The 19,207-nt window shown below is 63.7% G+C and carries 24 protein-coding genes; 11 read left to right on the top strand and 13 right to left on the bottom strand.

The window, feature by feature from the left end:
• Window positions 1-8 precede the first annotated feature (8 nt).
• The 5 genes from EN824_RS01145 to EN824_RS01120 form a co-directional block, all read right to left on the bottom strand.
• On the bottom strand, window positions 9-707 hold the full coding sequence (locus EN824_RS01145) for an RES family NAD+ phosphorylase (RefSeq protein ID WP_135920689.1): 699 nt from the start codon (window positions 705-707) through the stop codon (window positions 9-11).
• Window positions 701-1,111 (bottom strand): MbcA/ParS/Xre antitoxin family protein, encoded by a 411-nt coding sequence (locus tag EN824_RS01140; protein WP_135931727.1) that lies wholly within the window; start codon window positions 1,109-1,111, stop codon window positions 701-703. The genes EN824_RS01145 and EN824_RS01140 overlap by 7 nt, the downstream gene beginning before the upstream one ends.
• 331 nt (window positions 1,112-1,442) lie before the next feature.
• On the bottom strand, window positions 1,443-2,876 hold the full coding sequence (locus tag EN824_RS01130) for an aldehyde dehydrogenase family protein (protein ID WP_135931726.1): 1,434 nt from the start codon (window positions 2,874-2,876) through the stop codon (window positions 1,443-1,445).
• 166 nt (window positions 2,877-3,042) lie between these two features.
• On the bottom strand, window positions 3,043-3,426 hold the full coding sequence (locus EN824_RS01125; RefSeq protein ID WP_135867378.1) for an ACT domain-containing protein: 384 nt from the start codon (window positions 3,424-3,426) through the stop codon (window positions 3,043-3,045).
• 2 nt (window positions 3,427-3,428) lie between these two features.
• Window positions 3,429-3,914 (bottom strand): GNAT family N-acetyltransferase, encoded by a 486-nt coding sequence (locus EN824_RS01120; protein WP_127278910.1) that lies wholly within the window; start codon window positions 3,912-3,914, stop codon window positions 3,429-3,431.
• 820 nt (window positions 3,915-4,734) lie between these two features.
• Here EN824_RS01120 and EN824_RS01110 point away from each other — a divergent pair.
• The 4 genes from EN824_RS01110 (at window position 4,735) to EN824_RS01095 (ending at window position 6,998) form a co-directional block, all read left to right on the top strand.
• Entirely contained in the window at window positions 4,735-5,112 is a 378-nt protein-coding gene (locus tag EN824_RS01110) for an ester cyclase (protein ID WP_127870188.1), read from the top strand.
• A gap of 73 nt (window positions 5,113-5,185) precedes the next feature.
• On the top strand, window positions 5,186-5,467 hold the full coding sequence (locus EN824_RS01105) for a type II toxin-antitoxin system ParD family antitoxin (protein ID WP_135867376.1): 282 nt from the start codon (window positions 5,186-5,188) through the stop codon (window positions 5,465-5,467).
• Window positions 5,464-5,748, top strand: coding sequence for a type II toxin-antitoxin system RelE/ParE family toxin (locus tag EN824_RS01100; protein WP_127280279.1), 285 nt, complete (start codon window positions 5,464-5,466; stop codon window positions 5,746-5,748). The genes EN824_RS01105 and EN824_RS01100 overlap by 4 nt, the downstream gene beginning before the upstream one ends.
• 188 nt (window positions 5,749-5,936) lie before the next feature.
• Window positions 5,937-6,998, top strand: coding sequence for a YeiH family protein (locus EN824_RS01095; protein WP_135931725.1), 1,062 nt, complete (start codon window positions 5,937-5,939; stop codon window positions 6,996-6,998).
• A gap of 221 nt (window positions 6,999-7,219) precedes the next feature.
• On the opposite strand, the gene EN824_RS01085 is transcribed toward EN824_RS01095, so the two are convergent.
• Window positions 7,220-7,717, bottom strand: coding sequence for a GAF domain-containing protein (locus EN824_RS01085; RefSeq protein WP_127280277.1), 498 nt, complete (start codon window positions 7,715-7,717; stop codon window positions 7,220-7,222).
• Window positions 7,718-8,040: 323 nt separating this feature from the next.
• On the opposite strand from EN824_RS01085, the gene EN824_RS01080 reads away from it, so the two are divergent.
• The 7 genes from EN824_RS01080 (at window position 8,041) to EN824_RS01050 (ending at window position 15,266) form a co-directional block, all read left to right on the top strand.
• On the top strand, window positions 8,041-8,295 hold the full coding sequence (locus tag EN824_RS01080; protein WP_127280276.1) for a hypothetical protein: 255 nt from the start codon (window positions 8,041-8,043) through the stop codon (window positions 8,293-8,295).
• Entirely contained in the window at window positions 8,292-8,558 is a 267-nt protein-coding gene (locus EN824_RS01075) for a DUF1488 domain-containing protein (protein WP_127280275.1), read from the top strand. Before EN824_RS01080 ends, EN824_RS01075 begins: the two co-directional genes overlap by 4 nt.
• 252 nt (window positions 8,559-8,810) lie before the next feature.
• The gene (locus EN824_RS01070; RefSeq protein WP_135931724.1) at window positions 8,811-9,854 is read left to right on the top strand and encodes a LacI family DNA-binding transcriptional regulator; all 1,044 of its coding nucleotides are present in this window, start codon (window positions 8,811-8,813) and stop codon (window positions 9,852-9,854) included.
• A gap of 68 nt (window positions 9,855-9,922) precedes the next feature.
• Window positions 9,923-11,170: a sugar ABC transporter substrate-binding protein gene (locus EN824_RS01065; protein WP_135931723.1), complete on the top strand. Its 1,248-nt coding sequence runs from the start codon at window positions 9,923-9,925 to the stop codon at window positions 11,168-11,170.
• Window positions 11,171-11,481: 311 nt separating this feature from the next.
• Window positions 11,482-12,405 carry a sugar ABC transporter permease gene (locus EN824_RS01060; protein WP_135932105.1) on the top strand — a complete coding sequence of 308 codons (924 nt, stop codon included), beginning with the start codon at window positions 11,482-11,484 and terminating at the stop codon, window positions 12,403-12,405.
• The gene (locus tag EN824_RS01055) at window positions 12,405-13,262 is read left to right on the top strand and encodes a carbohydrate ABC transporter permease (RefSeq protein WP_135931722.1); all 858 of its coding nucleotides are present in this window, start codon (window positions 12,405-12,407) and stop codon (window positions 13,260-13,262) included. The genes EN824_RS01060 and EN824_RS01055 overlap by 1 nt, the downstream gene beginning before the upstream one ends.
• A gap of 21 nt (window positions 13,263-13,283) precedes the next feature.
• Entirely contained in the window at window positions 13,284-15,266 is a 1,983-nt protein-coding gene (locus EN824_RS01050) for a glycoside hydrolase family 127 protein (protein ID WP_135931721.1), read from the top strand.
• 29 nt (window positions 15,267-15,295) lie between these two features.
• Here the strand turns inward: EN824_RS01050 and EN824_RS01045 are convergent, their stop codons facing one another.
• From EN824_RS01045 to EN824_RS01015, 7 genes are all read right to left on the bottom strand, one after another.
• Window positions 15,296-16,396, bottom strand: coding sequence for an acyltransferase family protein (locus EN824_RS01045; protein WP_135931720.1), 1,101 nt, complete (start codon window positions 16,394-16,396; stop codon window positions 15,296-15,298).
• Window positions 16,397-16,781: 385 nt separating this feature from the next.
• Window positions 16,782-17,180 carry a DUF1801 domain-containing protein gene (locus EN824_RS01040; RefSeq protein WP_135931719.1) on the bottom strand — a complete coding sequence of 133 codons (399 nt, stop codon included), beginning with the start codon at window positions 17,178-17,180 and terminating at the stop codon, window positions 16,782-16,784.
• 33 nt (window positions 17,181-17,213) lie between these two features.
• Window positions 17,214-17,648: a DUF1801 domain-containing protein gene (locus EN824_RS01035; protein WP_135931718.1), complete on the bottom strand. Its 435-nt coding sequence runs from the start codon at window positions 17,646-17,648 to the stop codon at window positions 17,214-17,216.
• Window positions 17,649-17,654: 6 nt separating this feature from the next.
• Complete coding sequence (locus EN824_RS01030) at window positions 17,655-17,876, bottom strand: hypothetical protein (protein WP_135931717.1); 222 nt, start codon at window positions 17,874-17,876, stop codon at window positions 17,655-17,657.
• A gap of 39 nt (window positions 17,877-17,915) precedes the next feature.
• Window positions 17,916-18,308 (bottom strand): VOC family protein, encoded by a 393-nt coding sequence (locus EN824_RS01025; protein WP_135931716.1) that lies wholly within the window; start codon window positions 18,306-18,308, stop codon window positions 17,916-17,918.
• A gap of 78 nt (window positions 18,309-18,386) precedes the next feature.
• A complete protein-coding gene (locus EN824_RS01020) occupies window positions 18,387-18,818 on the bottom strand; it encodes an SRPBCC domain-containing protein (RefSeq protein ID WP_135931715.1) in 432 nt (143 codons plus the stop codon).
• Complete coding sequence (locus EN824_RS01015) at window positions 18,815-19,138, bottom strand: metalloregulator ArsR/SmtB family transcription factor (protein ID WP_127870177.1); 324 nt, start codon at window positions 19,136-19,138, stop codon at window positions 18,815-18,817. Before EN824_RS01015 ends, EN824_RS01020 begins: the two co-directional genes overlap by 4 nt.
• Window positions 19,139-19,207 lie beyond the last annotated feature (69 nt).

Here is a 19,207-nt window from a genome sequence, read left to right as displayed (position 1 = left end):
CGCCCTGCTCACACCACTTCGAGCACCTTGCCGGTGTCGTGCTGGCGCACGAAGTCGACGCGGCCGCCGTCCCAGTGGTAACTGTAGTGGCGGCCCTGGACCGGGACACCGATGACGTCGGGCCAAAAGATGCCGATACACTCCCCGTCCGGCATGCGCACGCTGTTCCACACCAGCCCGTCGCTTCCCGAGGCCCGCAGCGCCCGCCCTTCCGCCTGCGACGCCGTGTAGTCGTCGGGGTCGAGCACGCCGGGTACCGCGTTGACGTCGTCGAGGTCGCGGTCGACGCTGCCGATCAGCACGCGGAAGTCGGCCGTCCAGCCCGGCGCCTCGTTGGTGGCGCGCATGAATTTCTGGTGATGGTGGATGGTTTCGGCCAGCGCCACGTCCTCGCTGTCGCCGGCATAATAGATGCCGTAGCTGCCGTCCGAGAAACGGCCGGGGCGCAAGGTCGAGCAATGCACGAAAGGCGCCATGACGAAACTGGCGCCGGGGCCTGAAACCCGCCTTGCGGCCGGCACCTTGCCGAGATCGCCGAGTTCGAGCCGGATGCGCGGGTTGGTCTTCTCCTCGACGGCGGCCAGCGCCTCCCAGTCGCGCGGGTCGGCAATGTCCTCGAACAGGTCGATTGGCGGATGGATGGAGCGGATGATGCGATAGGTCTGGGGCCAGTGGACGCGGCGCCGGACCGCGAGCCCACTCACCATGCACCACGCTCCGCGTCGAGCCATTCGCGCATCGCCGCGAGATCGGAGATGTCGCCGCGCAGCATCAGGTCGAGCGCCGACTGCCCGCCGAAAGTGGCATTGGGCTTGCGGATCCAGGCATAGCCGCGCGCCGGCTCGGTGAAGAGGTAGCGCAGCCCCTTGTGGATGCCCATCAGATGCGCCATGCGGGTGCGCAGGTCGCGGTCGATCCGGCCGATGCCGCCTTCCTTCCACCGTGCCCAGGTGCGGGCCGAAATGCCGCCAAGCAGCACGCAGGCCTCGAAGTCGGTGAGGTTCCAGGCCTTGAACAGATTGACCGTGGTGCGCGCCAGCGCACCGGCCTCTTCATCCGATATGGCTGAGCCGACCGCGGCCGGCGTCGTGGTGATGGCTTGAAGCTGCATGTTTAGACCTCGCTAATGGCAGATATATAGCATGTATCTGCCAATTGGCAAGGATGGGGGTATGGCTGAGCATATCAGTGTGGGCCTTGTGACCGAGACCGCTAATCGCCGAGGTCGGCGCCGCCCCTCATTGTCCTGCCGGACATTTCTCCCCGTATAGTGAGGGGGAGAAAGATGCAGGCCGCAATGCCGGCGCCGCCTTCGCAATGCTGGAGATTGGCGAAATCATCTGCGAAAGCGTCCTTCTCCCCGTCACTATACGGGGAGAAGATGCCGGCAGGCAGATGAGGGGCGGCGCCGGCCCCTCTCCAGCTACGCTGCGGCCAAAGAACTACTCCGCCGCCTCGTACCCCGCGATGCCCTTGATCTCGAGGAAATCCTCGAGCCCGTATTCGGCATATTCGCGGCCGTTACCGGACTGCTTGTAGCCGCCGAAGGGCAGGCCGGCGTCCCATTGGGGATAGTTGATGTAGACATTGCCCGAGCGCATGCGCGCCGCCACGTCGCGGGCCTTCTGCAGGTCCTTGGCCTGGATGTAGGAGGCAAGGCCGTAGACGGTATCGTTGGCCTGCTCGACCGCCTGCTCGACCGTGTCGTAGGGCAGGATCGCCAGCACCGGGCCAAAAACCTCTTCGCGCGCGATGCGCATGTCGTGGGTGACGTCGGCGAACACGGTCGGCCTGACATAGTAGCCGCGGTTGAGTTCGGCAGGACGGCCGGGGCCGCCGGCGACCAGCGTCGCACCCTCGTCGATGCCGCTCTGGATCAGGTCCTGGATCTTGTCAAACTGGACCTGGCTGACGACAGGGCCGAGCTTGGTGTTGGCGCCGTCGGCCGGGCCGACGGTGAATTTTTCAGCCGCGACCTTGGCATATCCGGCGGCCTCGTCATGGCGCTCGCGCGGCACGAACATGCGCGTCGGCGCGTTGCAGGACTGGCCGCTGTTGCCGAAGCAGCCGGCGACGCCCTTGGAAACGGCGGTAGCGAGGTCGACATCCGGAAACAGGATGTTGGCCGACTTGCCGCCCAGTTCCTGATGCACGCGCTTGACGGTGTCGGCTGCGGCCTTGGCCACCAATATGCCGGCCCGGGTCGAACCGGTGAACGACATCATGTCGATGTCGGGGTGGCTGGACAGCGCCTGGCCGACGCCTGGGCCGTCGCCGTTGACGAGGTTGAACACGCCTTTCGGCACCCCGGCCTCGTCGATGATCTCGGCGAAGATGATGGCGTCGAGCGGCGCGATTTCGGACGGCTTCAGCACCATGGTGCAGCCGGCGGCGAGTGCCGGCCCCACCTTGCAGGTGATCTGGTTCAGCGGCCAGTTCCACGGCGTGATCAGGCCGACGACGCCGATCGGCTCCTTGACCACGAGATGGTTGCCCTTGACATGGCGGAACTGGAAATTCTTCAGCGTCTCGGCCATCTTCTGCAAATGCGCGAGACCGACGCCCACCTGGCTGTCGAGCGCCATCTGGCGCGGCGCGCCCATCTCGCGCGACACGGCAAGCGCCAGGTCCTTGCTGCGCTTCTTGTAGATCTCGATGACGCGGTTGAGGATATCGAGGCGCTCCTCGACCGAGGTGAAACCATATGTGTTGAAGGCGCGCTTGGCGGCGGCCACCGCCTTGTCGACATCGGCCTTGGAGCCGAGCGAGATCTGCGCGAAGGCGTCTTCATTCGACGGATCGATGACGTCGAGCGTGTTGGGCACCACAGGATCGACCCACGCGCCATCGATATAGAACTGCAGATCGTGTGACATGGTTTTCTCCCTGGGGGTGCCGCATGGCCGGTCCGGCCGTGATATCGGGCTAGAAATAACGATGCGCGAACGGCGCTGTCAAACGCAACCCCAGAAATGGTTGAGCCAGCGCGCCAGGGATTGAGCCAGAGCGCCAATCGTTGATCAGCGGCCGGCGATGAGCTGCCTAGAGCAGCGTATGCCCGGCTTCGCCCAGAAATCCTCTAGCCGCGGGCTCGTCTGTCGCTTTCACCAGCAGGTGGTCGCCATCGAAGGTCGATACCAGGAAGATGCCCAAACCGTTTTCCGACAGCGGCCTGATGACGGAAAGCACAATGCCGGTTTCGTCGAACGCAAACGGCCCCTGCAACTTGAAGGCGACCCAGTCGCGATCGTGCTTGACGGCATCCGGCACGCGATCCTGAAGGCAGGTGATCGAGAGCTCGTCGTCGGTTCTGGTGACGCTGACGAAGCCCGGTCCGTCAGCCCAGGCAGGAATGCCGTCACCGGCTTGAAGCCGCGAAATCGCATACAGGCCGGGGAGTTGCTTGAGCTTGATCCTGGCAGCCATCCTCACGCTCCGGTTGGTGGGCATCCAACAAGCCGCTTGCTCATATAGACCGTCGTTCCGTTCAGGAACGGCTCCTCCCGATCGATCGTATAGCCAAGCTTGCGATAGAGCGACACATTGGCTTCGAAGGCGCCGTTGGTCAACAGTCGCAGCTCCGCGCGTCCCGCCGCGCGCGCCTTGGTTTCCACGCGCTCCAGCAGCAGCCGGCCGATGCCCCTGCCCTGCGCCTGCGGCGCAACGCAGACATTCTCGACCCACAGGTGATCGTCGGCGAGCAAAGTCTCGATCATGCCGACGATGCGGCCGTCCTCGACGGCGAGATCGAACGGATGCTCGGCGACAGCCTTGTCGTAATCGGCACGCATCGGCAGCGGCTCGCGGCCGATCACCGGCACCCATCTGGCATAGGCGGCACGCACGATATCCCTGATCGCGGCGGCGTCGGCAGGCTCGGCCGGCCGAAACCGGATGGAAGGATTGGCAATCATCAAAAGGCTCCAGACATGAAAACCCCGCCGGCTGATGGTGCGGGCGGGGCGGGAAACGAACAAACCGGATCTATCGTGCCGGATTTATCGTCGCGCAATCAGCCTGCCGCTCCGCGCTATGCAGGAGCGGCGTCGCTTGGTGTTGGCGGGCGCGCGAGCGAACATGGCGGCAAGCTGGCGCAGGAAGAGCGGTGCGTCAAGATCTGGGGATTGGCCCAAGCCCCCGACTTCGTCATCCACGGGCGAAGCAAGGAGCGTAGCGACGCGGCGCAGACCCGAGGATCCATGCCGCGACTTCCAGGCGCCGCAGCGGTGCAGAATCGGGCTCCGCTGCACCTGCCACCAAGGTCGCGGCATGGATCCTCGGGTCTTCGCGACGCCGCCCTCATCGCCCTGCCGGGCACTTCTCCCCGTATAGTGACGGGGAGAAGGGGCTGGCGGCAGCCTCGGCGTCCTCCTTGCAACGCAGGTGATTGGCTAAACCGGCGATTGCAGCGTCCCTCTCCCCGTCACTATACGGGGAGAGGATGCCGGCAGGCAGGTGAGGGGCAGTGCCAGCGCTCGAAAAATGAGCGAATTCGAAATCCGAAACGATTGCCCTGTTCAACACTCCTGCGCCGTCGGCCTAGACAGGATCTTGTTGATGTCGACCTCATCCGGCTGGGTCGTAGAGCGCGCACGCCTACTGCGACATCAGCCTGCTCGCTGCTGGTCGATGCATTCCGGTACCGGGGGCTGGAACGTCTGGACTGTGCCCACGGTCGTTCTATCTTCCGGTCGAGCATGATCTCGTCCAAGCGTCAGCAACGGAGCCATCACCGTGACCGAAACCGATCTCTATCGAGGCTATATCGACTGCCTCAACAATCAGGATTGGCAAAGGCTGCATCGCTTTGTCCATGACGAGGTGCATTACAACGGCGACCGCGTCGGATTGTCAGGCTACCGCGACATGCTGGAGCGGGATTTTCGGGAAATTCCCGACCTCTATTTCGATGTGCAACTGCTGATCTCCGATCCGCCTTTCATCGCCAGCCGCCTCCAGTTCAACTGCACGCCCAAGGGAACGTTCCTCGGCCTGCCCATCAATGGCAAAAAGGTCTCCTTCAGCGAGAACGTCTTCTATGAATATCTGAACGACAGGATCAGGAACGTCTGGTCGGTGATCGACAAGGCGGCGATCGAGGCACAGCTTTGATGTCATGCGCCACCTGGCCTCCTTGCAGCCGGTAGTAAACTTGCCTACTTTGCCCAGGTAGGAGAACCCGCCGATGGCGAATGTCGAGAAAGTGAGCGTTGCCCTCACGCCCGAAATGGCAACCATGATGCGCGAGGCCGTTGCGGCGGGCGAATACGCTTCGGCGAGCGAAGTCATGCGCGAGGCCTTGCGCGAGTGGAAGTTTCGTCGGATGCAACGCGACCAAGCCATCGACGAGCTAGGCCGGCTTTGGGACGAAGGCATGGCAAGCGGCGATCCGGTCGACGGCCGCGATGCCTTCGCCCGGATCAAAGGCAAGCTTGATGCGAGGATTGCCGAGCGCACATCGCGATGACGCTACGCCTTCGACCGGAGGCCGAAGCTGATATCGAAGCCATCGCGCTTTATATAGCCGAGGACAGTCCTGCGGCGGCGTTGCGTTGGTATGACGAAATCCATGCCCATTGCGAACGCATCGCCGACATGCCGGGCATGGGCATTGCCCGGCCGGAAGTGCGACCGGGCTTGCGCACGTTCCCTGCGGGAAACTACTTGATCCTCTATCGCCAAACGGACGACGGTGCGGAGATCGTGCGTGTCATTCATGGCGCACGGCGGTGGCAGGACTTGTTGTAGCCCGACGGATTGCGTTCTCGCAGCTCGGTGCGATGCATCGCCAAGCCATAAGCAATGCGCACACGCGTCCTTGAGACCGTTTGGACGGCCAATCGTTCGTAAAAATAGATCATTCCAACCAAAATAATTCGTTGGAAAGATCGATTATGAAATGGCATTTCCCCGGGATACCCGCCTGGAGAATTGCATTGTCTTCCCTGACCCGCATCGCGAACGATATTCCGAAAAGCAGGATTTCCGCCGATCTGGCGCGGGGCCGCAAGCGCCTCGATTCCCTGTGGAACGGCATCATCCCCGGGATCGTGCTGGTGTCGATGATCACGGCCGTCGCCTTCTCCGCCCGCAATGTCTCCGGCTTCGCCTTGTTCAGCCCGATGATCCTGGCCGTCGTGGCCGGCATGGCCTATTCCAATGTGCTCGGCACGCCGGCGCACGCCAGGGCCGGCATCGCCTTCTCGCAAAAGCGCCTGCTGCGCTTTGCCATCGTGCTGCTCGGCTTCCAGTTGACGCTCGGCCAGGTGGTTTCGATCGGCGCCAGCGGCGTCGGCATCGTGGCGGCGACCCTTGGCGCCACCTTCCTCTTCACCATCACGCTCGGCCGGCTGATCGGCGTCGATGCCAAGCTGGCGCAGCTGATCGCCGCCGGCACTTCGATCTGCGGCGCCTCGGCGATCGTGGCCACCAACATCGTCACCGACGCGCGCGATGAGGACGTCACCTATGCCGTCGCCTCGATCACCTTGTTCGGCACCGTCGCCATGCTCGGCTTCCCGCTGCTGGCGCCGCTGCTTGGCCTAGACCAGCACGCTTTTGGCCTGTGGGCGGGCGCCTCGATCCATGAGGTGGCGCAGGTCATCGGCGCCGGTTTCCAGAACGGCACCCAATCCGGCGAGATCGCCACCGTGGCCAAGCTGACGCGCGTCGCCATGCTGGCGCCGATGGTCATCGCGCTCGGCCTGATGGCACGCCGCAAGAGCGGCGACCCCTCGGCGGCGCGCCCGCCCATGCCGTGGTTCGTCGCCGCCTTCGTCGCCGTCGTGGCGCTGAACAGCCTTGTGGCGGTACCGGCCGAAGTGAAGCAGGCGATAGTGCTTGCCACCACCATCATGCTGACCATGGGGCTCGCCGCCATGGGCCTGCAGGCCGACATTTCGCAGCTTCGCTCGCGCGGCCTGCGCCCGCTGGCGCTCGCCTTCTGCGCCTTCCTGTTCATCGGCGGCTTCAGCCTGATGCTGGTGAAGCTGGCCTGATCCGCCTGTCCCTGCGCGTGAAGGCATAGGGGCACACGGCATCTGTCAAAACAAGGGCTTAGAGCAATTCCAGGAAAAGTGCGTAGCGGTTTTCCCGGGAGAAGCGCCTAGCGCTTCCCCTTGGGAGTTGAGTAAAAACAAGAAGTTAGAGCGGGTCAGAGATTCTATCAAACTCTGAACCGCTCCAGGAGGCCTTGTCTGAATCTGATTGTGAGCCGGATTCAATCCTCGAACGAACTCGCCGCGACATAGATTGCCGCCAGCGCCTCGATGCCGGCCTGGTCGGCACTGTCGAAACGGCCGGGCGTCGGGCTGTCGAGATCGAGCACGCCGAAGACACCCTCCTCGTCTTCCAGCAGCACCACCAGTTCGGAGCGCGAGTCGGCGTCGCAGGCGATGTGGCCGGGGAAATCATGCACGTCCTTGATCAGCATCGAAGTGCCGAGCTCGACCGCCGTTCCGCACACGCCCTTGCCGACAGTGAGGCGCACGCAGGCCGGCTTGCCCTGGAAGGGGCCGAGCACCAGTTCCTCGTCCGATGCCAGGAAGTAGAAGCCGGCCCAGTTGAGGTCGGGCACCATCTGGAAGATCAGCGCCGAGGTGTTGGCGGCGTTGGCGATGGAATCGCCCTCGCCCTCCAGCAATGCCTTCAATTGCTTGGCGAGGTCGCGGTAGAATTCGGCCTTGTTGGAGGCGTCGATGGCCTTGGCGGCAAACATGGCTTGTCTCCGTATACAGAATCGCGGTTCCGTTTTCCGCAAACGCCCCCAATCGACCACCGGACCATCCTAGGCAATTTCAGGAAGGTGCGAAACGGATTTCCGTTCGAAATAGCGTCCGTTGGCACCTCGGCCCGACCTACATTTCCCGGAGGCAAGGATAATCTTGGCCGCGGGAAAATATTCAAAAGTATTATTTCAGCGCTCGCTTTCTCGGTGCCCGCAAAGCGCCAAATAATTCGAAAGATTGAATTTTTCCTGCCGAGCGCCTATTTATCGGACAAGTTCGTTTTCACGATTTCAGCATGAAGGAGATTTGTTCGATGGCCGATGGCAATCAGACTCTGATGGAAAAAGCCCAAGCCCGCTTTGTCGACAAGCAGAAGAAGACGGCGGAGCACAACAAGGCGACCGCTGAATACATGTCCGAGGCGCGTGCCAGGGAGATCAAGACGAAACGGCTGAGGGAGTTGCGGCTGGCCAAGGAAGAAGCCGACCGCGTGGCCGAAGCTCTGAACCCGACGCCGAAGGCGAAACGGGTGGCCAAGAAGGCCGCCGCAACGGGGGTCAAGACATGAGCCTGACCTTCCCCAACCGCAGCCGCAGCTATGACGTGGCCGGTCAACGCATCCGCTTCGTCGGCCATGACGGCATGCTGCAGATTTCCTTCTCCGTGGCCGCCGATGCCATGACCAGGATGCAGCCCGACACCACCGCCGACGAGGCCGGCTATCTTGCCGCCTTCGACAGGTCGAGTTCCACGATCCACGACGTCGCCGCCAAGGCCTACAGCCGCACCCACAAGAGCTTGTATGTGCTGACATCGGATGATTTCCGCTGAGAAGCTGCCGAAGCGGTCTTGAGTCCATGAATGCGCACGGCGACCTGTGAACCCGGCACCGATTGGCCGCGCCCCCCGCGAAATCCGATCGCGCCAGCGACTGCAATTTTTCTCTTGAACAGGTCTTTGATGTGCCCTAGCTTGAGTTGAGAAAAGGTTTTTCCAAACAGTCCCGATCAGGCTCGGCCATTGGCCGGGCCTTATTCCGGCCGATAAGGGAAAACCTTTTCCCAGCTAAGGATTCTTGCCGCGATGGCATCGGACGATCAGCCAGCTCCGGTCTTTCCCAAGCCCGTCACCTTGCGCGACGTGGCCGCCCGGGCCGGCGTCAGCGTCGCCACCGCCTCGAAGGCGCTCAACGGCCAGGGGCGCATGACGGCCGAGACCCGCGAGCGCATCCGCGAGACGGCGCGCAGCCTGGGATTTCGTCCCAACAGCCTGGCGCAGAGCCTGCTGAGGCGGCGCTCCTTCACCGTCGGCCTGCTTACCAACGATACCTATGGCCGTTTCTCGCTGCCGCTGATGTCGGGCATATCGGACGCCCTGGTCGATGCCGGCGTTTCGGTGTTCCTGTGCAATGTCGAGGAGGATCCGCGCCTCGGCCAGCTCCATGTCGAGGCCATGCTCGACAAGCGCGTCGACGGCATCATCGCCACCGGCAAGCGCATCGACCGCCATTTGCCGGTCGACCTGTCCAACCTGCGCGTCCCGGTGATCTATGCCTTCACCCAGCCCGATCCCGACGCTGTCGCCTTCGTCTCCGACGATGGCGGCGGGGCGCGGCTGGCGATCGAGCATTTCCGCCGGCTCGGCCGCAAGCGCATCGCCCATGTCACCGGTCCGGCGAGCTTTGCCGTGGTGCACGAACGGGCTCAGGCTTACCGCGCCGTCTTGACGGAAAACGGCCTGCCGGTGATCGAGCCGCTGCTCGGCTCCTGGTCGGAAGCCTGGGGACATGACGCCGTGGCGAAACTGTTCGATGGCAACGGCGAAAAACCGGACGCCGTCTTCTGCGGCAACGACCAGATCGCGCGCGGCGTCATCGATGCTCTGCGCGAACGCGGCCTCGGCGTGCCCAATGATGTCGGCGTCATCGGCTTCGACAATTGGGAGATCGTGGCCGAGGCGACCCGCCCGCCGCTGACCTCGGTCGACATGAACCTGGCAGCACTAGGCCGCGAGGCCGGGCTGACCCTGCTTTCCCTGGTCGGCGGCCAATCCGCCGCGCCAGGCCTCAGAAAACTGCCGTGCCGGCTGGTGGTGCGTCAGTCCTGCGGCCGTCCGCCGGACGGCTGAGAAAGACGGAACGAAACGCTGCGATCGGCGGCGAGCCGCGCATCGCGGCCAATGTGGAGGAGGAGAACATGAGGACTTTGATTGCCAAACTGGCCTTGACGGCCGCCGCTCTGGGCTGCGGCCTGCAACTTGCCGCCGCCGAGACCGCCAACATCTGGGTGCGTGCCGACGGCTCGAACTTCATGCCGAGGATCGTCGACGCCTTCAACAAGGCGAACAAGGACCAGGTCAAGCTCGACATCATCCCCAATGCCGAGATCATCCCGAAATATGGCGCGGCCGCCGCCGGCGGCACGGCGCCCGACGCACTGTCGCTCGACCTGATCTACACCCCGTCCTTCGCCGCTGCCGGCCAGCTCGAGGACATCACCGACTGGGCGAAGTCCCTGCCCTATTTCGCCAGCCTGTCGCCGGCGCATGTGAAGACCGGCACCTACAAGGACCATATTTACGGCCTGCCCTTCTCGGCCGACGCCTCGGTGCTGATCTGGAACAAGAAGCTGTTCAAGCAGGCCGGCCTCGACCCCGAGAAAGGTCCGACCAACTGGGCCGAGATCGAAGCCGATGCCGAGAAGGTCAACGCGCTTGGCGGCAACATCAAGGGCTTCTATTTCTCCGGCAATTGCGGCGGCTGCAACATCTTCACCTTCACGCCGCTGATCTGGGCCTCTGGCGGCGACATCCTGTCGGAGGACGGCTCCAAGGCGACGCTGGACAGCCCGCAGCTGCGTGGCGCCATCGATCTCTACCGCTCCATGGTCAAGAAGGACCTGGTGCCGGCGGGCGCGCAGACCGACACCGGCGCCAATTTCTTCGCCGCCTTCGCCGCCGGCAATATCGGCATCTCGCCCTCTGGCGCCTTTGCCATCGGCGCGCTCAACACGCAGTATCCCAATGTCGACTACGGCATCACCTTCCTGCCGGGCAAGGATGGCAACTGGTCGTCCTTTGCCGGCGGCGACAATTTCGTCGTCACCAAGGGCACCAAGAAGCTCGCCGTGGTGAAGGAGTTCCTGGACTTCGCCTATTCGCTCGAGGGCCAGACCATCCTCGCCAAATACGGCAGCCTGCCGGTGCGCGGCGACATCGCCAAGGACGCGCTCAAGGATCTCGATCCGCGCTACCAGATCGCCGCCGAGGCGATGGCGAAGGGCAAGACGCCCTACTCGGTGGTGTTCAACGACCTGATCAACTCCGCCAACGGCCCGTGGACGCAGATGATCAACGAGGTGTTCTTCGGCGACGACGTCGATGGCGCGATCGCCAACGCCCAGGAAACCATGCAGTCGATCATCGACCAGGCGCCGCAGAAATAGGCGCCTGTCCGGCCGCCCGCCTGTCTCCCTGGGCGGGCGGCCGGAAATTGTTTTGGTTCAAATGGCAAGGCTATCGCGTTGAGAAGACTCGGTTGCATCTCCGCTTCGGAGCGTCGGAGGGTTGGTTCTCCCTTCTCCCCTTGTGGGAGAAGGTGGCCTCGCGAAGCGAGGTCGGATGAGGGGTGCTCCAGCTTGGCAACAAGTTCGAAATCGCACCTGCCTCATTGCTTGGCGCACCCCTCAACCGTCTCGGCGCTGCGCGCCGATCCACCTTCTCCCACAAGGGGAGAAGGAAGAACGAGCGCGCAGCCATGACCACCATCACAACCACCGCCCCGCCCCGCGCCCGCAAACTCGTCGGCGCCTGGCGTCGGCAATGGATCGGCCTGCTCTATGTCGCGCCGGCGGTCGCGCTGGTCATACTGTTCTTCGTCATCCCGCTCGGCATGACGGCGTGGATGTCGCTGCACAATTGGCCGCTGATGGGCGAGCATTCCTTCATAGGCCTCGGTAATTACTGGGCAATCCTGCGCGACACCAGGTTCTGGAACGCGCTGAAATTCACCGGTTTTTACACGCTGGTCGTCACCATCGCGATCTTCGCCGTCGCCTTTCCGCTGGCGATCTTCATCGAGCGGCCGCGCCCGTTCACCAATCTCTACCGCACCATGTTCTTCATGCCGGCGGTGGTCGGCTTCGCCTCGGCGAGCCTGCTCTGGTCGTGGCTGCTCAACGTCGATTCCGGCCTGTTCAGCCCCGCCGCCTACGACCTCGGCCTGATCGACAGGAAGTTCAACCTGCTCGCCACCTTCCAGCCGGCCTTCTGGTCGATCATCGCCATGGTGGTGTGGAAGGTCGCCGGCTTCACCATGATCATCCTGATGACCGGCCTGCAATCGATCCCGCAGGACCTGCAGGAGGCGGCCGTCATCGACGGCGCCGGGCCGTTCGCAAGGTTCCGGGCGATCACCTTGCCGCTGATGCGGCGCACGCTGGCGCTGGCGCTGATCCTGTCGGTGGCCGGCTCGATCCTCGCCTTCGACCAGTTCTACATCATCCTGCGCGGCGGCCCGCGTAACCAGACGCTGACGGCGGTCTACTGGATCTTCAACCAGTCGTTCGTGTCGTTCAAGCTCGGCTATGGCGCGGCGCTGTCGATGGTGCTGCTGGTCATCCTGGTGGCGCTCAGCCTCGTCCAGCTCTGGCTGCTGCGCAAGCCCGAGGGGCTCGACTGATGGCGCAGGCGATATCAGCCAGAGGCAAGCTCGCCGCCCGCCTCGCCAGGCACTCCACCGGCATCATCGCCTCGGTGCTGTTCGTGGCGCCGATCGTGTGGACGGTGCTGTCGGCCTTCAAGCCGGCGCAGGAGGCGCGCCTGCCGCCGCTGCCGCCCTGGCCGACCACGGGCTTCTCGCTCGAAAACTATGCCACGCTCAATTCCTTTGGCGACGGCCTGTGGGTCTCGGCGCAGAACAGCATCTATGTCTCGGTGATGACCGTCATATTGTCGGTCATCGTCAGCGTGCTCGCCGGTTACGGCTTCTCGCGGTTTCGGTTTCCGTTCAAGGACCTGTTCTTCGTCCTCATCCTGTCGACGATCATGATCCCGTTCCAGTCGATCCTGACGCCGATCTTCCTGGTGCTGACCAAGCTTGGCCTGCACAACACGCTGACCGGGCTGGTCGGCGTCTATGTCACGCTTCAATTGCCGTTCTCGATCTTCATGATGCGCAACGCCTTCGACGCGGTGCCGCGCGAGATCGAGGAGGCCGCTCGCATGGACGGCGCCGGCAACGCCACCATGCTCATAAAGGTGATGCTGCCGCTGGTCTGGCCTGGCGTCGTCACCATCGCGCTGTTTGCCTTCCTTGGCGCCTGGAACGAGTTCCTCGCTGCCCTGGTGCTGATGACCGACCAGTCCAAATTCACGCTGCCGGTGATGATGACCGCGCTTCAGTCGGGCCGCTTCGGCGCCATCGACTGGGGCGCCGTGCAGGCGGGCGTCACCGTGATGATGGTGCCCTGCCTGATCCTGTTCCTGGCTTTGCAGCGCTTCTACATCCGCGGCCTGATGGCCGGGGCCGTCAAGTAATCGATCGAATGGAGTGAGTTCATGATAGCATCGCCATCCCCCCGGCCCGCCACCACAGCCAGGCCCAGGCTCGCCTTCCGCCCGCTGCCGGTGCCGCAGGTCGACGTGCGCGGCTTCTGGGGCGACCGTGCCGAGGCGGTGGCGACGCGCACCGCCGACATCCTTTACGACCGCTGCGTGGAGGCGCGCATGCTGGAGCAGATCGACCCCGACCGCCCCTCGCCCGGCATCGTCATTCCCTTCCATTCGCCGTCGCCCGACGAGGCCGCCTCCCCCGGCTTCACCGGCTCGACGGTGACCACGCAGATGTTCTGGGATTCCGATCTCGGCAAGACGATCGAGACATCAGCCTATTCGCTCTACCGGCGCAAGAATCCCGAACTGGAGAAGAAGATCGACGCCGTCATCGACATGTATGGCAGACTGCAGCAGGAGGACGGCTATCTCTCCAGCTGGTACCAGCGCATCCAGCCCGGCAAGCGCTGGACCAATCTGCGCGACTGCCACGAGCTTTACTGCGCCGGCCACCTGATCGAGGGCGCGGTCGCCTACTACCAGGCGACCGGCAAGCGCAAGCTGCTCGACATCATGTGCCGCTATGCCGACCACATCGCCTCGGTACTCGGCCCCGAGCCCGGCAAGAAAAAGGGCTATTGCGGCCATGAGGAGATCGAGCTGGCGCTGGTCAAGCTGGCGCGGGTGACCGGCGAGCGGAAGTACATGGAATTGGCCAAATACTTCATCGACCAGCGCGGCCTTGAGCCGCATTATTTCGACGAAGAGGCCCGCGCTCGCGGCGCCGATCCGAAGGCCTATCATTTCAAGACCTATGAATACAGCCAGTCGCACATCCCGGTGCGCGAGCAGGACAAGGTCGTCGGCCATGCGGTCAGGGCCATGTACCTCTACTCTGGCATGGCCGACATCGCCACCGAGTATGGCGACGACACGCTGCGTGTGGCGCTCGACCGGCTGTGGGACGACCTCACCACGAAAAACCTCTACATCACCGGCGGGCTCGGTCCCTCGGCGCACAATGAGGGTTTCACCAGCGACTACGACCTGCCCAACGAAACCGCCTATGCCGAGACCTGCGCCTCGGTCGGGCTGGTGTTCTGGGCCAGCCGCATGCTCGGCATGGGACCGAACGCCCGCTACGCCGACATGATGGAGCGCGCGCTCTACAACGGCTCGATCTCGGGCCTGTCGCTCGACGGCTCGCTGTTCTTCTACGAGAACCCGCTGGAAAGCCGGGGCAAGCACAACAGATGGAAATGGCACCGCTGCCCCTGCTGCCCGCCCAATATCGGCCGCATGGTCGCTTCCATCGGCAGTTATTTCTACAGCCTGGCCGACGATGCGCTGGCCGTGCACCTCTATGGCGACTCCACCGCCCGCTTCAACATAGCGGGCGTGCCGGTGACGCTGACGCAGGCGAGCCGCTATCCCTGGGACGGCGCCGTCGAGATCACGGTCGAGCCGCAGGCCGCAGTGGAGTTCACGCTGCATCTGCGGGTGCCGGGTTGGAGTTCCGCCGCCAGGCTCGAAATCAACGGCGAGACGATCGACCTCGAGGACGTGACCAGCGACGGCTACGCCGCCATCCGCCGCAACTGGAAAAAAGGCGACCGTGTCCGGCTCGACCTCGAAATGCCGATCGAGCGGCTCTATGCCAATCCCGAGGTCAGGCAGGATGCCGGCCGCGTCGCGCTGTCGCGCGGGCCGCTGATCTACTGCGTCGAGGCGACCGACAATGACACCAGCCTGCATCGGCTGACCCTGCCGCGCACAGCCGGCATCGAGGTGCATGACGAACCGGACCTGCTCGGCGGCGTGGTGACGCTTGCAGCCACGGCGCAAGCCGATGCCGGCGACGGCTGGCAGGACGGGCTCTATCGCTCCGAACCGCCGGCCAAGGTCGAGACGCGCCTGACCGCCATCCCCTATTTCGCCTGGGACAACCGCGAGCCCGGCGAGATGCTGGTGTGGCTGCGGGACGGCTGAGGCAGGCTGCAGGGCCTCTTGCGGCTTTGTTATGTCCGGCTTGACTGGGTGGCGGCGGCAGGCAGCGGTGTTTTCGACGCAGCTTGCGCGGCGCTGCCGTCGTCGACATGCGCCCAGGCTGGCCGCTCGAACAGGAACATGCCGAAACCGATGCGCTGTATGATGAAGTAGAGGATCACCGGGCTGATGATCGAGACCAGCAGCACCGCCAGGCTGAGCATGCCGGTGTCGGTCAGGAGGCCGCTTGCGAGTGCCGCGCCGCGAAACAGCGACATCGGGATGGTGAAGGCGACATAGACGACCAGCGAGTGCTCGCCCAGCCAGCGCAGCCATTCCATGGCCGGGAATTTCGACAGGAAACCGCCAAGCACGCAGAGTGCCACCGCGCCGGCGACCGCCAAAGTGAGATGCAGCGGCGGCCATGCCGCGAGGCCCATCCGCATGCCGACCGGCTGCATGGCATAACCCGGCGAATAGACCAGCAGGCCGTTGATAACAGCCCACAGGAGCAGCCCGGCGGCGGCCAGCGCCGGGCGGGCCTGCGTCCATTCGACGAGCCTGAACACCAGCGGCGCCATGACGAAGCCGACGTAGAAAAAGACGAAATAGGCCGCGAATTGTTCGACCGCGTAGCTATCGGGATGCGGCGCCCACATCTGCAGGCAGGCGGCGATCGGGATGACGATCCAGGCAGGGACCGCAAACTGCCGCAGCAGTTTCGCGGCAAGGCCGAACACCGCCAGCATGTAGATGAACCACAGCACGCCATAGGGCTGCACGACGGCCATTGCGAGGTCGTGCAGCATGCCGGCGGGGTCCCGGCTGAAGATGCCGATCTTCAGCCCGATCGAGATGATCGCCCACAGCACGTAGAAATACAGGTAATGGACGACGCGCCGGTCGACATAGCGCCGCCATGGCCGGTCGATCACCAGCGACAGGAAAAGTCCGGAGATCAGGAAGAATTCGGGCATGCGAAACGGCGTCGCGAAGCCGATGACATAGTGGAGAAAGCCCACCCCGCCCGTGTACTCGCCGGTGTTGTAGGCCGAGTACATCATGACCACGAGGATGATCGAGAGGCCTTTGGCCGTGTCCACCCACGGCATGCGCATCGGGCTGCTGTTCATGGCGGCGAATCCAAACCCGGCCGGCCCGGCAGGCCAGCCTTCATCCGGCGCTATCTAGCACCATCAAGCTTCCCAGATCGTAAACGGGGCCGATCGCTCGCGGCGACCAAACCATTACAGCTTTGACCGTCGGCGCTGCCCCTCACCTGCCTGCCGGCATCCTCTCCCCGTATAGTGACGGGGAGAGGGAAGCTGTATCAGCGTTGCAAAAAAATGCGCGGCGTTGCGGCAGCCACTCTCGCCCCGTTTACGGGGAGTTGAGGAGCGATCCGCGCAGCGGACGAAAAGCCAATTGCTTGGCTTTTCGAGTGACGAACGTCCGGCAGGACAGTGAGGGGCAGCGCCGACGGTGACCGTCACGCGCTATGACTATCACGCGGCAGAATTACCTTCGCGCCTTCGACTTGTTCAAAGCCACGGCGGCGCGCACCAGCGCCTTGAAGGCCTCCTCGTCGATCTCCTCGCCTTGCTGGAAGTCGATGGCGCGGCGCGTATTGCCTTCGAGACTGGAGTTGAACAGCCGCGCCGGATCGGGCAGCGCCGCACCCTTGGCGAAGGTCAGCTTGACGACGGTCTTGTAGGTCTCGCCCGTGCAGATCATGCCGGCATCCTCCCATACCGGCACGCCGCGCCATTTCCACGTCTCGGCCACATCGGGATCGGCTTGATGGATCAGCGCGCGCAGCCGCCCAAGCATCTCGCCGCGCCAGTCGCCCAGTTCCCTGATCCTGCCGTCGATCAGTTCGGAGGGAGATTTGCTCTCCTGCGCTTCCGTGGTCGTCATTATCTTTCTCCTTCGAACCGACAAATAGAGCGTTTACATGCGCTCGCCAGGCAATTGGCTGGCCTGCTTCACCCAGGCGCAGAACCGCGCCTCGTCCAACGCATCGTCCTCGCGGATGTCGAGATAGCGCGTATCCCCGCTCTTGGACGCGCCAGGCGGCACCGGGTCCAGCGCTAGGCCGCGAAAGAAAGCCACCTTGATGTATTGCGTGAAGCAATGGATGCCGAGGAACCAGCCCTCGCCTTCGACGCCATAGAGCGGCGAGTTCCATTTGACGGCCTTCCGCACGCCGGGCACGGCGCGCTCGATGAGCGCGTCGAGGCGTCGGCCGACCTCGCGCTTCCAGCCCGGCATGGCCGCGATATAGGCCTGCACCGGCGGATCGCCATGGCCCTTGGCGATCCGCGGGTTGCCGCCGGAAAGCAGCTTCGGTTCAGCCTTGGCGGCTGGTTTGGTCGATTTCGCCATCCGTTCCTATCCGTTGGCGCGCTGCGCGACGCGCGCTTTCGCGACATGGGGCAGCACGAACATATAGAGGCCGCTGAACAGCAAAAGGAAGAGCGGCGGGAGCGGCGAATAGATCACCCAGGCGGGCGGCTGCCCGAACGCCATGGTGGCGAAATTCGCGGCGACGGTGATCGTGAAAATCATCGACAGCCAGCGATGCGCCTGCCGTATCCATTTGCTCCAGTCCAATTCTGCCTCCTCTTGCACTATTCGTTGAAACCCGGCGCCTTACCAGCGCGCCAGTTCCGTGATCTGGATGAGATTGCCGCAGCCGTCGTTGACCTGCGCGATGGTTGAGCCGGTCACCGCGGTCGGCGCCATGGCGAAGGCACCGCCATTGGCCTTGATGCGCTCATGATCGCCCTTGATGTCGTCGGTGAACAGCATCAGCGCCGGCTGGCCCTGCTTGAAGATCGCCTGCTGGTAGGTTTTGGCCGCCGGATTGTCGTTCAGCGCCAGCTGCAATTCGGTCCCGTCCGGCTCTTCGGCCGAGACGACCGTCAGCCAGCGGAACGGCCCATTGCCGAAATCGGCCTTCTTGGTGAAGCCGAGCACACCGGTATAGAAGGCGAGCGCCTTTTCCTGATCGTCGACATAGATGCTGGTCAGTTTGATCTTCATCGCATTTCTCCATGGGTTTTGCTGGCGCAGAACCGCCCTTTGACAGTGCTGTGTGGTTTTCAGCCTGGCCGGGAACTCTCAGTCCGTGCGGGCCAGAAGCTCTTCCAGCTTCTCCAGGAATTGCGGCCAACCGGTTTTGGCGCCGCCATAGGCCCGTCTCTGGTCGGGCCGGAAACCGGCCTGCTCCATGCGCAGATGGGTTCCCGTTGGCGTCGGGGTGAGAGTGAAAGTCACCACGCTCCTGAGATCGAAGGCCGGATCCTGGTGCGCCAGGTTCCAGGTGTAGGACAGCGTCCTGTGCGGCTCGACGGCAAGCACTTCGCAGTCCAGCACGCCGCCCCAATCGGCGCTGATGTTGAAGCGATGGCCGACGACCGGATTGAAATCGTTCTTCATCAGCCATTCCTCCATCAGATGCGGCTGCGTCAGCGCGCGCCAGAGTTTTTCAGGCGGATGGGAAATCTGCCGCTCGACGACGACAGTGCGGGTCTCCTGGGCCCTATCGTTCACTGGTCCATCCTTTTGAGTAAATCCTCGAGGTCGTCGAACCGGCTTTCCCAGAACCCGGCCATCTCACGCGTCCAGTCCATCAGCGGCGCCAGCGCGGCAAGCTGCGCGCTGTAATGCGTCTGGCGGCCTTCATGGCGGTCGCGCACCAGCCCCGCCTGCTTGAGCACGCCCAGATGCTTCGACACCGCCGGCTGCGAGACGCCGGCCTGTATCGTCAGCGCCCCGACCGTCTGCTCTCCCTGTTGGCACAGCCGTTCGAAGATCGCCCGCCTTGTCGGGTCGGCGAGCGTCCTGAATATCATGTCATGAGCGTCCGGCATCCGAGATCGATAACCCGTTGGCTATTGGTTGACGTATAACCGTAGGGATATATGTTCGTCAAGCGGGAA

It is taken from the genome of Mesorhizobium sp. M8A.F.Ca.ET.181.01.1.1 (genome assembly GCF_004792025.1).
In the GTDB taxonomy this organism is placed as follows: Bacteria; Pseudomonadota; Alphaproteobacteria; order Rhizobiales; family Rhizobiaceae; genus Mesorhizobium.
This window is presented reverse-complemented; position numbering and strand designations above follow the sequence as displayed.